Origin of the sequence: Streptomyces koelreuteriae, assembly GCF_018604545.1 — a bacterium.
In the GTDB taxonomy this organism is placed as follows: domain Bacteria; phylum Actinomycetota; class Actinomycetes; order Streptomycetales; family Streptomycetaceae; genus Streptomyces; species Streptomyces koelreuteriae.
Genome location: NZ_CP075896.1, coordinates 5,068,610 through 5,081,481, shown reverse-complemented (window position 1 = coordinate 5,081,481; position 12,872 = coordinate 5,068,610). Strand labels below are relative to the sequence as shown.

Sequence of the window (12,872 nt, the reverse complement as noted above, 5' to 3'; positions counted from 1 at the left end):
ATATGACGCTCACCCACCGCAAACAGATGACACCTTCGACGACCTCCGAGAGGATCGGCCGATGGACCCCGTCACGCTCACCACGGACCGCCTCCTGCTGCGCACGGTCGACCCCCAGGACACCGACGCGGTGTACGACGCCTGCCAGGATCCCGACATCCAGCGCTGGACCACGATCCCCTCGCCCTACCTCCGCGAGCACGCCGAGGGCTTCACGGAACAGATGGTCCCGGACGGCTGGGCGGACGGCTCCATGTTCACTCTCGGCGTCTTCCTCCACTCCGGAGAACTGGCCGGCATGCTCGGCATCACGATGCGCGCCCTGGGCGTCGGCGAGATCGGCTTCTGGGCCGTGAAGCGGCACCGCTCCAATGGCTACATCACGGAGGCCGTGCTCACCGCCTGCCGCTGGGCCTTCGTCCACGCCGCGCTCGACCGCGTCGAATGGCGCGCCGAGGTCGGCAACCGCGCCTCCCGCGCCGTGGCGGAACGCTCCGGCTTCACGATCGAGGGCACCCTGCGCGCCGCCGTCAACAACAAGGGAACCCGCCGAGACTCCTGGGTAGGCTCCCTCCTCCCCTCAGACCTGAGCCTCCCGTCAACGGCCCCATACCTCCCGGCACCGTCCTAGCTGCTGAGCCGCCCCCGCTGCGGGCATGCGTGCCGCTAGGGGCGGCACGGGCGGGCGGTGGGGGTCCCCCCGCTCGAGCGAAGCCGAGAGTGGGGGAGGCACCCCGCTCCGCCGGGCTGCGGACCCACCCGCCCCCAGCCCCAACGCCGAGCACCGGACACCCAACCCCGCAGGTCACGCCCCTTTGTCAGTCCCACCCCCTATCGTGCGGACCCATGACCACCCCGCGCCCCACCGCAGAACTCTCCGCAGACGAAGCCCGGAGACTGGCGCTCCGCGCCCAGGGCTTCCTCGGCGCCCCGGACCGCCGCTCCGGCGTCCGCGGCATCCTCCGCCACCTGGGCGCGATACAGCTCGACACGATCTCGGTCCTGGCCCGCTCCCACGAGCTCGTCCCGTACGCCCGCCTGGGCGCGGTAGGCAGAAAGACCGTCGAGAACGCCTACTGGAAGGACACGCACGCCTTCGAGTACTGGTCCCACGCGGCCTGCATCCTGCCCATCGAGGAGTGGCCGCACTTCGCCTTCCGCCGCCGCGCCTACCGCAACCGCCCGCACTGGAATCACGACCTCCCGGACGGCGTCTACGACCAGGTCATCAAGCAGCTCCGCTCCGAAGGCCCCCTCACCGCGACGGAGTTGGGCGGCGCGAAGAAGACGAACGACTGGTGGGACTGGTCCGGCACGAAGGTCGCCGTCGAACGCGCCCTGATGTACGGCGAGGTGGTCTGCGTCGAGCGCCGCGGCTGGAAGCGCCTCTACGACCTCGCCGAGCGCGCCGTCCCCCAGCCCCTGCTGCACGACGAACTCGACGACACCGAGTGCGTACGCCGCCTGGTCGGCCTGGCGGGCCGGTCCCTCGGTGTCGGCACCCGCGCGGACATCGCCGACTACCACCGGCTCAAGGGCGAACAGGTCGACGCGGTGATCGCCGACTCGGGTCTGGTCCCGGTCACGGTCGAGGGCTGGGGAAAGCCGGCCTGGGCCGACCCCGCGGCCCTGGAGACACCTCCGCGCGGCCGCCACCGCACCACCCTCCTGTCGCCCTTCGACTCCCTGATCTGGGAGCGGGCGCGCACGGAGCGGATCTTCGGCTTCACCCACCGCCTGGAGGCCTACGTCCCCAAGCCGAAGCGGGTGTACGGCTACTTCGCGATGCCGGTCCTGGCCGGCGGCCGGCTCGTCGGCCGCGTGGACCCGGCCCGCGAGGGCAGCACACTGGTGGCCAAGCAGGTCACGCTCGACGGCCCCAAGGCGGTCCCGGCCGTCGCCCAGGCCCTGGCCGAGGCGGCGACCTGGGTGGACTGCACGGACGTGCGCGTGGAGCGGGTCGACTCACCGGACCTGCGCGAGCCTCTCGTGCGGGAGCTCGCCCGGACGATCGCCTGACCGTCAGCGAATCTCGAGGATCTTCTCCCGCATCGCGTACACCACCGCCTCCATCCTGGAGTGCAATTGCAGCTTCTCCAGGATGTTGCGCACGTGGTTCTTCACGGTGTTCTCGGAGATGAACAACTCCTTGGCGATGTCACGGTTGTTCATCCCCGTCGCGACGAGTTTGAGGACTTCGAGTTCGCGGTCCGTCAGTCGCGGCGCGGGCACCAGTCGGCGTTCGTCCGTGCGCTGGATCATCGACTTGAACTCGGTGAGCAGCTTCGACGCCATGGACGGGCTGATCTGCGACTGTCCGTCGGCCACCGCGCGAATGGCGGTGGCCACCTCGTCCGTCGAGATCTCCTTGAGGAGATAGCCGGTCGCACCCGCCTTGATGGCGTCGTAGAGATCGGCTTCCTCGTCGCTGATCGTCAGCATGATGATCTTGGCGCTGGGTGCGACCTCCTTGATGGAGGTGCATGCCTCGATCCCGCCCCGCTTGGGCATCCGCACGTCCATCAGAACGATGTCGGGCAGCAGGTCGGCGGCCTTCTCCACGGCCTCGGCGCCGTCTCCGGCCTCCCCGATGACCTGGATGTCCTCCTCGGCGGCCAGCACGATCTCCAGGCCACGGCGGAACAGGGCGTGGTCGTCCACCACAAGGACTCTGATCGGTTCCTTGCGTGGAGAGTCCGTGTCCGGGCCCATGCCGACGACGCCGTCGTGGGCATCCTCGTCACGCATCGGTCCGAAGCTGTCCGCCATCGTTCCTCCCCCTGAAGGCTGTGGCCTGAGGTCCTGAGCCATCGCCAACCCAGAGCAACGACCCACCGGTTGGGTCGTGGCCTCCATGATTTCATGCCCGGACGGCGCCGGGGCGACCGAGCGGGGCGCGCAGTGGTCGCACAGGGGTGCCCCTGGGGGCGCACACGCGCTCCAGGGGCACCGCTGCTCCGCTGTCACCCGGCACGGTCAGCCGCCGAGCGCACCGCCCGCGTCGGGGGCGTGCACCTGGGTGACCATCGTGTCCGTGCTGAGGTGGATCACGCCGTAGTCGTAGGCGTGCCGTCGGTAGACGACACTCGGTTCCTTGGTCTCGGAGTCGACGAACAGGTAGAAGTCGTGCCCGACCAGCTCCATCTCGTAGAGAGCCTGGTCGAGGGTCATGGGCGCTGCGACGTGGGTCTTCTCGCGGACGACGATGGGGCCGTCACCCTGTACCTCCAGCGAGCCGATCTTCTTCGTGGGCACGGCTGCCGGCTCTTCCTCCGGAGTCGGCACCAGGCCGTTGCCGTTGAGCGTCGCCACGCCCGGGACGTGATCGGCGACCTCGGCGGCCGGGATCCGGCGCGAGCCACGACGCGAGAACCGCTTGTCGTGTTGCCTGCGCAGCCGGGCTTCCAGCTTCTCCGCCGCCAGGTCGAGCGCCGCGTACGGATCGCTCGCCGCTGCCTCCGCCCGGATCACCGGACCGCGGGAGCGGAGCGTGATCTCCACTCGGTCACAGCGGTCGGCCTGCCGGGGGTTGGGCTCCTTGGACACCTCGACGTCGAGGCTGATCACCTTGCCATCGAGCTTCTGGATCTTCTCCAGCTTCAGCTTCTCGGCCACGTGCTTCCGGAACCGCTCGGGCACCTCGGTCTTGCGGCCCTTGACGACGATGTCCACGCAGAACTCCGTTCCCGGATCACTCCGCTTCGGTGCGGAGCATCTCCCTTTTGCACCAGGTTCCGGTGAGGCCCGGAACCTCGGACACTCGGTGACTTCCACCTCCTCCCCCGTGAGCGAGACCTCCACTCCACCGTCGCGAGTGATGAAGAAAAACCCGCTGCACGGCATTCGGTTTTGAGAGGTGTGGCCTGCGGCTTTCCCTCTCAACCGAACATATCTCGCCCGGACGGATGTCGTCACCCTCTACTGCGGCGTACCTCCGTTCAGGTGAATAGCCCCTCTCGTTACCTGCAACGACGCAAGTTCTCAGTCAGTTCCGGTTTATTTCGAAAGAGTCCGGCGATGCCGCGACCACCGCCGCGCACACCACGTCAACGACTCCGCCGACTCCGCCCGCGCCCGTGATTCCCTGCCGCGCGGGCCATCGGCCCGTCCTCTCTCGCGTTGATCCGACGTTCTGTTCTTCTCTGCTTTCCCTCGTCTCTCCCCTGTACACGGCCCCAGTCCTCGTAGCGTTCGAAACCAGCCCCGCCGCCGCCCGCACGGCACGCGCGGCTTCGGCGAGGGACGCCCCTGTCGTCATCACGTCGTCGACGAGGACGACCGGGCCCTCGGAGAGCAGCCGGGCACCACCGGGCGCCACCGCCAGCGCGCCCGCGAGATTGTCCAGCCGCTGCCGGGAGTTGAGCCCCGACTGATCGGCCACGGCCCGCCGCTGCCGCAGCACACCGAGCGCCCTGGCCGGCACCCCGCTCCGCCGCAGCTCACCCGCCGCCGCGAGCGCGATCCGCCGCGCCGGATCATGCCCCCGGGCCCGCACGGCCCGCCGCCCGGACGGAACGGGCACGAGCAGCACAGGCGCCCCGACGCCCCGCGACCACGCGCCTCCAGCCCCGGGCCAGGACCCCCTGAGCGCACCTGGAAGCCCCGCCCGTACCGCTCCCGCCAGAGCGGCCCCGAGCGGCCCTGCGAGCGCCAGAGCACCCCGTTCCTTGTGGGCCAGCAGCGTCGCCCGGACCTCGTCGGCGTACCGCGCCGCCGCGTGCACCACCGGCAGCCCCGGTGGCTCCGGCACGGGCCGCACCCGATGCGCCACGGCCCCGCCCAGCACCGCACGGCACTTCGCGCACAGCACCGTACGAGGCGCCCCACAGCCCCCGCACTCGCCCGGCAGCACCAGGTCGGTGAGGTCCTGCCACCACCCCCGCATGGCCACCACTGTGCCAACAGCGAGGCCCCCCGGCCACCCCTGTGGATAACTCCCTGTGGACAACGCGTCGCCCCGGCCCGACGACCGGCTTCCACCGGCCCTCAACCAGGACCCACCGGACCCCGGCCAGGCCCATCGGATCCCCGCCAGGCCCGCCAGGGCCCCCACGGATCCCCGCCTGGCCCCGCCTGGCCCCCGGCATCCCCACCGAGACGCCTCACCCCGAACAACCCGGCGCTGGAAACCCAAGACCCGGCGCTCACCCCGGATAAACCGGCGCCGTCCCCTCCGTCACCTTCTGCCACTGCGCACCCGACGGCAGCCGGACGATCCCGTCCACCGAGTACGCCACCAGCGGCAGCCGGTCGTCCTCGGCGGCGGTGACCTCCTTGACGCCGGTCAGGGCCGCGGGCGCCGGCACGTCCGGCGTGGAGCCGTCGACCTGGACGTACCGCATCTGCTCCACGCCCCCGTGCTCGCGCCCGACCACCACGAGCCGGCTGTCCCCGGCCCACGACATGGCCGTGACCTCCTCCAACTCCGGCGTCGCGGAGCGAAGTTCGACCACTCGGACGGCCGGCTTCTCGCCGGGCTTCTCCTCCCGCTCGATCAGCCCGATGAGCAGGGTCTTCTTGCCGCCCTTCTCCACGACGAGCGCGATCCGCACCCCGTCGGCGGCCACCCGCACGGACTGGATCCGCCCGTCCAGATGCGGCGTGCGCACCTCGAGCGGATCGCCCTTGCCCTCCTCGAGCAGCATCAGCCGGGGGTTCTCCGGGTCACGGTCGGCCACCCAGAGGCCGTCGTCCGCGTCCCAGCTGGGCGTGGTCAGCCGGTCCTTCTCGGTCCGGCCCTGGCTGCGCAGCACCGGCTCGCCCAGCGAACCGCCCGAGACCAGCGACCCCACGTACAGCGACCTGCCGTCGAGGCCGACCCCGGCCGCGGTGTGCTCGTCGCGCGACACCGCCACCGACCGCAGCGCCGTGTCGCCCTCGCCCAGCGCCCCCGGCGCCGTGTCCGGCTCGGTGTCGTTGCTGCCGGCCGGCATCCGTACGAGCCGGTCCTTGTCGTCGACGAAGTACAGGTAGTCGGGGTGGCGCGCCGAGGGCCGGAAGGCCGCCGCGTCGGCCGCTTCCTGCGTGAGCGAGCACAGCTCGGCCCCGCCGGCCCGCAGCTCGACCTCGTCCACCGCGGGGCTGAGGTTGCGCAGCGTGAAGAGCATCTGGGCCGCGATCTCCTGGCACCTGTTGGTGCCGATGCCCGCGGCCTTGTCGTTGAGCGGGACGGTCAGCTTGTTCCGCTCGTCGGGCGTCAGCGCCCCGGCGTCCTTCGCCAGCGCCGTACCGGTGGGAACGCTCGACCTGACCACGGGCCCGAGCCACCGCGTGGGCCCGTTGAGCACGGAGCGCACCATCTGCGTCATGGGGTCCACGCGGCGGCGGACGTAGACGGGGTCGGCGACCGCCGTGGGCTGCGTGTTCGCCCCGGCCGCCATGGTGTTGGAGGCGAAGTAGTACTTGTTGACGGACATGTAGTTGCGCTGGAAGTCCGACTGACCCATCAGGACGCCCTGGGGCAGCACGTCGATCCGCCACTGCCGGCTCTTCTTGTCCTGCGTCAGGTGCACGGTCCTGCCGTAGGCCCCGGTCGCCGGCGCGTACGACTGCTGCGCGTCCACGGTGGCCACCTTGGTGCCGGTCAGCGTGTAAGAGATCTCGCCGGTGTCCTCCCGGCCGCCCGCGCCCTCGGCCTTGGCGCCCGGCCCGTCCGTGAGCACCGTGGTGGACAGCTCCGGCCGCCAGGTCTTCGCGGCCTCACCGGTCAGGTACTGGCGCGCGGTCTTGTAGTGCGGATCGTCGCTGGTGAGCGCCTCCAGGAAGCCCTGCACGATCTCCGAGGGCGGCGCGTCCTCCCCCGGCGGCACGGCGAACACCCGCACCTGGCTGTCCTGGCGCGGCGTGGACTCCACGCCCCGCAGATCCCCGCTGTCCGGCATCGAGGCGCACCCCGCCAGCACCAGCACGCCACCGGCGGCGTACGCCATCACGCGCGCGGGCGTACGCCGACCGCGCCCCTCGCGGTCAGCGCCCACGAGATGCCTCCCCTTGCCTGTCCACGTCTCCCGGCTCGGCTTCCCTGCCCGAGCCCGCGGAGCCGTTGTCCTTGTCCCGCGGCCGCCCCACGACCGGCCCCCGCGACTTCCCCGCAGGGCCACTGCCGGCCCCGTCCCGAGCAGCTCCGGCCGAATCGCCCGCGCCCTGGTCCCGAGCCGCTTCGGCCGAATCACCAGCATCCTCGTCACGAGCCGTCCCGGCCGCCGAAGCACCAGCACCCTCGTCCCGGGCGCCCGCCCCCGCCGTACCACTCACACAGCCGCCACCGGCCGTGCCCGCAGGGCCCTGGCCCTCACCGCGGGCCGACTGCTCCCCTGCCACCGGATCGTCCGGCCGCCGCGTCCCCGAGGCGGGCCGCGGCACCACGCGCGCCCCGTTGCCGGGAAGCGCCGTCGGATCGGCCGTGGGGGCCACGGAGGCCGCCCTCGGCGGTATCGGGTTCCGCGCCGACCCCGGCGGCACCGGACCGCCCGCCGGCTGCGCCGGTACGGTCGCCCGCTTCTCGCCGTCCCCGCCGCCGCACGGCAGACCCGCGTCGTCGAGCCCCCGGTTGCGCCGTGAGTCCTTGGGCTCCAGCGGTATCGGTGAGCCCCGCAGCGGCTCGTCAGCGGTCCTGGGCAGCGTCAGCCGGAACTGCGACCCGCCGCCCGGCTCGCCCCACGCCTGCAGCCAGCCGCCGTGCAGCCGCGCGTCCTCCAGGGCGATGGACAGCCCCAGACCCGTACCACCCGTGGTACGCGCGCGTGCCGGGTCGGCCCGCCAGAAGCGGCTGAACACCCGGGTCGCCTCGCCCGGCTTCAGCCCGACCCCGTAGTCCCGCACCGCGACGGCGACCGCGCCGCCCGCCGCGGCGAGCTTGACGACGACGTCCCTGCCCTCACCGTGCTCGACGGCGTTCACGACGAGGTTGCGCAGCACGCGCTCCACGCGCCGGGCGTCGGCCTCAGCGACGACGGGCTGCTGGTCGCCGGAGACCCGGATCCGCGTGCCCTTGCGCTCCGCGAGCGGCTCGGCCCCGCTGACCACCCGCCGCACGACGTCCCTGAGGTCTATCGGCTCCGCCTCCAGCGCAGCGGCACCCGCGTCGAACCGGCTGATCTCCAGCAGGTCCGCGAGCAGCGACTCGAACCGGTCCAGCTGGTCGGCGAGCAACTCCGCCGACCGCGCGGTGATCGGGTCGAAGTCCTCCCGCGCCTCATGGATGACGTCCGCCGCCATCCGTACGGTCGTCAGCGGCGTACGCAGCTCGTGCGACACGTCCGACACGAACCGGCGCTGCATGCGCGACAGGTCCTCCAGCTGGCTGATCTTCAGCTGAAGGTTCTGGGCCATCTTGTTGAAGGCCTCGCCGAGCCGCGCGATGTCGTCCTCGCCGGTGACCTTCATACGTTCCTGAAGCCGGCCGGCCGACAGCCGCTCGGCGATCCCCGCCGCCATCCGCACCGGCGTGACGACCTGGCGCACCACCAGCCAGGCGATGGCCCCGAGCAGCACCACGACGAACAGCCCGGCCGTCGCCAGCGTCCCCTTGACCAGGCTCAGCGACTTCTCCTCCTGGGTGAGCGGGAAGAGGTAGTAGAGCTGGTACGGGTCGCCGTTGGGGTCGTTGACCTGCTTGCCGATGACCAGGGCGGGCTGGGAGTCCTTGGTGTCGTTGTTGTAGATGACGCGGCTGTAGCTCTGCGCGGCCGCCGTACTGCTGCCGATCCGCTCCCGCAGCGCCGCGGGCACACTCTTGCTCCAGTCCACCTCACCGGAGGCACGCGGACCGCGCCCACCGGCCCCGTCGGCGTCGGAAGCCGGAAGCGTGACCACGTCAAAGGCGCCCTGCCCGCCACTGGACAGCGAGGACACCAGATCACTCATCCACTGGATGACGTTCTGCGCGGGACGGCCGTCCGCCGTGGCGACATCGTCGCCGGTCCCGCTCGCCGCCTCGTCGGCCCGCTGCTTGGCCACGGCGAACCCGCCGGTGGCCTGGCTCTGGGACGCCTTCACCTTGGCGTCCAGCAGGCCGTTGCGCACCTGCCCGATGACGACGAAGCCCAGCAGCAGCACCACGCCCAGCGACATCAGCAGCGTCGTGACGACGACCTTGAGCTGGATGTTGCGCCGCCACAGCCGCATGACGGGCAGCAGCGGCCGGCGCACCCACCGCATGAACAGGCGGATGACCGGGCTGCCCTGAACCCCGCCCTGGAGCAGCAGCCCGCTCTCCAGGAACCGTCCCCAGCGGGAACCCGCTTTTTTCCGCCCGACAGGCCGCCCCGGGCGGGCCCCGGACCGTCCGGGCGCCGAAGCGGCACTGTCGCCGGACATGTCAGCTCGGTCCTGCCTTGTATCCGACGCCACGGACGGTCACCACGATCTCCGGCTTCTCCGGGTCCTTCTCGACCTTGGAGCGCAGCCGCTGCACATGCACATTGACCAGCCGCGTGTCCGCCGCGTGCCGGTAGCCCCACACCTGCTCCAGCAGCACCTCGCGCGTGAACACCTGCCACGGCTTGCGCGCGAGCGCGACCAGCAGGTCGAACTCCAGCGGCGTCAGCGCGATCGACTGCCCGTCCCGCTTCACGGAGTGCCCGGCCACGTCGATGACCAGGTCACCGATGGCGAGCTGCTCCGGAGCGGGCTCCTCCGACCTCCGCAGCCGCGCCCGGATCCGGGCGACGAGCTCCTTCGGCTTGAACGGCTTCACGATGTAGTCGTCGGCGCCCGACTCCAGGCCCACCACGACATCGACCGTGTCGCTCTTCGCCGTGAGCATCACGATCGGCACCCCGGACTCCGCCCTGATCAGACGGCACACCTCGATGCCGTCCCGACCGGGCAGCATCAGGTCCAGCAGCACCAGATCGGGCTTGGCCTCACGGAAAGCGGCCAGCGCCTTGTCACCGTCGGCAACGAAAGACGGCTCAAAACCCTCACCACGCAGCACGATGCCGAGCATCTCGGCCAGTGCGGTGTCGTCGTCGACGACAAGGACTCGTCCCTTCATAAACGACATCATCCCATTCTCATAACGGTGGCGAAGGCAGTGGTGAGGTAGGTCACCGGCCAGTGACCATAGTCGCAGCAAGCGCTACTGTCTGCCCTCGCCCACCCGTTATTGATCTCCACGACACCCGCTGACCGGGCGCTCGGCCCACGGGCAAGGGACAGGACCTCCGGAGCCCGCCCTCCCCGCACCCACCCCGAAAGCCGTCCGGCTCAGCCCGCCGTCACCCTGCGCGACCGCGCACACACCTCGGCGAGCGCCTCGGCCGTCACCGGCGACACCACACCCTCCTCCGTCACGATCGCCGTCACCAGCTCGGCCGGGGTCACGTCGAACGCCGGGTTGTACGCCTGCGTCCCCAGCGGCGCCACCGGAATGCCGCCCCCCGCCTCCGCCGCACCGGCCACCGGCACCTGCGGCGCCACCAGCTCGGTCACCTCGTGCCCGGGACGCTGCTCGACCTCGATGGACGCCCCTTCCGCGGTCTCCAGATCCACCGTCGTCACCGGCGCCACCACGATGAACGGCACATGGTGGTACCGCGCCAGCACCGCCAGCGGATAGCTCCCCACCTTGTTCGCCACCGACCCGTCCGCCGTGATGCGGTCCGCCCCGATCAGCACCGCGTCCACCTCGCCGGCGGCGAACAGCGACCCCGCCGCGTTGTCGGTGAGCAGCGTGTACGCCATCCCGGCACGCGCCGCCTCGTACGCCGTCAGGCGAGCGCCCTGCAGCAACGGACGCGTCTCGTCCACCCACAGCCGCCGCAGCCGGCCCGTCCGATGCGCCGCGAGCGCCACCGCGAACGCCGTCCCCTCCCCGCCCGACACCAGCGAACCGGTGTTGCAGTGGGTGAGGACCCGGTGCCCGCCACCGGGCAGCAGCTCGTCCAGCAGCGCCAGCCCCTGCTCGGCCATCCGCGCACTGGCCTCGGCGTCCTCCCGGTGCAACTGCCGCGCCGCGGCCAGCGCCGCCGAGGCCGCCTGCCGGACATCGCCGCCCTTGGCGAGCGCAGCCTCATGGGCCGAGTGCGCCCGGCGCACACCGAGCGCCAGATTCACCGCGGTCGGCCGGGCACTCGCCAGCGAGGCCGCCGCCTCGTCCACGTCGAAGCCCCGCACGGCCGCGAGCGCGACACCGTACGCCCCCGCGATACCGAGCAGCGGCGCCCCGCGCACGGCGAGCGAGCGGATCGCCTCCACCAGCGCGGACGCGTCCGTACAGACCAGTTCGACCTCCTCGGCCGGCAGCCTCGTCTGGTCGAGAAGGACCAGAACGGGTCCTTCCGGTGGCTCCTCCCAACGGATCGCGGGGATCTCGGTCGGCCGCTTGTCCTCGCCGCTGTGCGCGTACTGATCAGCCATGCGGTCAGTCTGCCCCGTATCGAGCGGACAATTGAAGGTACGCAGCCCATACCGCGGCCGGTCATTCCAAGACCACCCCATGGCACGATGGCTGCCAACCTGCCGCCGCGACCGCGGACGGGCACCGTGAAGGAGCGACGATGAACGACACTCCGGGCTGGGCCTCGCCCGGATCCGCCCCGTCCGACGGGCAGCAGCCGGACCCGTCCGGCGCTGCCGAGCCCACCGACCGCCCCGTCCCCGCGCAGCCCGCGGACCAGCCCGGCCAAGCGGGCCAGGCCCCGCAGGGCCCCGGCCCGCAGTGGTCCAAGGACCAGCCGCCACCCGCCCAGTGGTCCGCCCCCAGCGGCCCCACCGTCCCCGGCCAGGCTCCCCCGCCCCCGCCGGCCGGCCCGGGTTGGGGCACCCAGCCCCCCGGCGGCCACGGCCCGGCCGGACACGGCCCCGCAGGCCCCGGCGGCTACGGACCCCCCGGGCCCTACGGCGGCTGGGGAAGCGGCTGGGGCGGCCCCCCGCCCGCCGCCAAGCCCGGCATCATCCCGCTGCGCCCCCTCGGCGTGGGCGAGATCCTCGACGGCGCCGTCTCGACCATGCGCACCTACTGGCGCACCGTCCTCGGCATCTCCCTGACCGTCGCGGTCCTCACCGAGATCATCGTCGTCCTGTTCCAGGGCCTCGTCCTCGACGACTCCAGCACCCAGGCCCTCAACGACCCCAGCGCCACCCTCAGCGAGCTGAGCCGCGCCATGAGCGACGCCCTGCTCAACTCCACCGTCGTCTTCGTGATTTCCCTGGTCGGCACCGTCATCGCGACCGCACTGCTCACCACCGTCACCAGCCGCGCCGTACTCGGCAAGCCAGTGACCATCGGCGAGGCCTGGCGGGACGCCCGCCCTCAGATCCTCAAACTGTTCGGCCTCATCTGCCTGCTGCTGCTCATCACCGCCGGCATCGTCACCGCCGGCACCCTGCCCGGCATCCTCATCACCGCCTCCGGAAGCACCGGGCCGGGCGTCGCCCTCACCGTCCTGGGCGTCATCGGCGCCGGCGTCGTCGCCCTCTGGCTGATGATCCGCTTCTCCCTGGCCTCGCCCGCCCTGATGCTGGAGAAGCAGGGCATCAAGAAGGCCATGAGCCGCTCCACGAAGCTCGTCCAGGGCACCTGGTGGCGGATCTTCGGCATCCAGCTGCTCGCCACGATCATCGCGAACGTCGTCGCCTCGATCATCGTCATCCCGTTCACCTTCCTCGCCGCGGCCCTCAGCGGCGACGGCATCACCGGCTGGCTCAACAGCGGCAGCTCCGGTCTCGGCTGGACCTTCCTCATGGTCAGCGGCATCGGCGCGGTGATCGGCTCCATGATCACCTTCCCGATCACGGCCGGCGTCACCGTGCTGCTTTACATCGACCAGCGCATCCGCCGCGAGGCCCTCGACCTCGAACTGGCCCGCGCCGCAGGCGTCCAGGGCTACGGCCCCAACGCCCCCGGCACCACCCCGGGGAGCTGATGC

Annotated in this window: 10 protein-coding genes; 3 read left to right on the top strand and 7 right to left on the bottom strand. The window is 71.7% G+C overall.

Features of this window, described 5'->3' with window-relative positions; all coding sequences use genetic code 11:
• The first annotated feature begins 61 nt into the window (after positions 1-61).
• Both KJK29_RS23010 and KJK29_RS23005 read left to right on the top strand, forming a co-directional pair.
• Complete coding sequence (locus tag KJK29_RS23010; protein WP_215121030.1) at positions 62-631, top strand: GNAT family N-acetyltransferase; 570 nt, start codon at positions 62-64, stop codon at positions 629-631.
• A gap of 215 nt (positions 632-846) precedes the next feature.
• Positions 847-2,019, top strand: coding sequence for a winged helix-turn-helix domain-containing protein (locus KJK29_RS23005; RefSeq protein WP_215121029.1), 1,173 nt, complete (start codon positions 847-849; stop codon positions 2,017-2,019).
• Between the two features lie 3 nt (positions 2,020-2,022).
• Here KJK29_RS23005 and KJK29_RS23000 read toward each other — a convergent pair whose 3' ends face one another.
• From KJK29_RS23000 to mtnA, 7 genes are all read right to left on the bottom strand, one after another.
• Positions 2,023-2,769 (bottom strand): response regulator, encoded by a 747-nt coding sequence (locus KJK29_RS23000; protein WP_215121028.1) that lies wholly within the window; start codon positions 2,767-2,769, stop codon positions 2,023-2,025.
• A 207-nt stretch (positions 2,770-2,976) separates the two neighbouring features.
• The gene (gene hpf / locus KJK29_RS22995; RefSeq protein ID WP_189724019.1) at positions 2,977-3,672 is read right to left on the bottom strand and encodes a ribosome hibernation-promoting factor, HPF/YfiA family; all 696 of its coding nucleotides are present in this window, start codon (positions 3,670-3,672) and stop codon (positions 2,977-2,979) included.
• A gap of 313 nt (positions 3,673-3,985) precedes the next feature.
• A complete protein-coding gene (locus KJK29_RS22990; RefSeq protein ID WP_215121027.1) occupies positions 3,986-4,885 on the bottom strand; it encodes a ComF family protein in 900 nt (299 codons plus the stop codon).
• A 259-nt stretch (positions 4,886-5,144) separates the two neighbouring features.
• The gene (locus tag KJK29_RS22985; RefSeq protein WP_215121026.1) at positions 5,145-6,977 is read right to left on the bottom strand and encodes an LpqB family beta-propeller domain-containing protein; all 1,833 of its coding nucleotides are present in this window, start codon (positions 6,975-6,977) and stop codon (positions 5,145-5,147) included.
• Positions 6,967-9,318, bottom strand: coding sequence for an MtrAB system histidine kinase MtrB (gene mtrB / locus KJK29_RS22980; protein ID WP_251057908.1), 2,352 nt, complete (start codon positions 9,316-9,318; stop codon positions 6,967-6,969). The genes KJK29_RS22985 and mtrB overlap by 11 nt, the downstream gene beginning before the upstream one ends.
• Position 9,319: 1 nt before the next feature.
• The gene (gene mtrA, locus KJK29_RS22975) at positions 9,320-10,009 is read right to left on the bottom strand and encodes a two-component system response regulator MtrA (protein ID WP_009188938.1); all 690 of its coding nucleotides are present in this window, start codon (positions 10,007-10,009) and stop codon (positions 9,320-9,322) included.
• 200 nt (positions 10,010-10,209) lie between these two features.
• Positions 10,210-11,361: an S-methyl-5-thioribose-1-phosphate isomerase gene (mtnA, locus tag KJK29_RS22970; RefSeq protein WP_215121025.1), complete on the bottom strand. Its 1,152-nt coding sequence runs from the start codon at positions 11,359-11,361 to the stop codon at positions 10,210-10,212.
• Positions 11,362-11,501: 140 nt separating this feature from the next.
• On the opposite strand from mtnA, the gene KJK29_RS22965 reads away from it, so the two are divergent.
• Positions 11,502-12,869 (top strand): proline-rich domain-containing protein, encoded by a 1,368-nt coding sequence (locus tag KJK29_RS22965; protein WP_215121024.1) that lies wholly within the window; start codon positions 11,502-11,504, stop codon positions 12,867-12,869.
• Positions 12,870-12,872 lie beyond the last annotated feature (3 nt).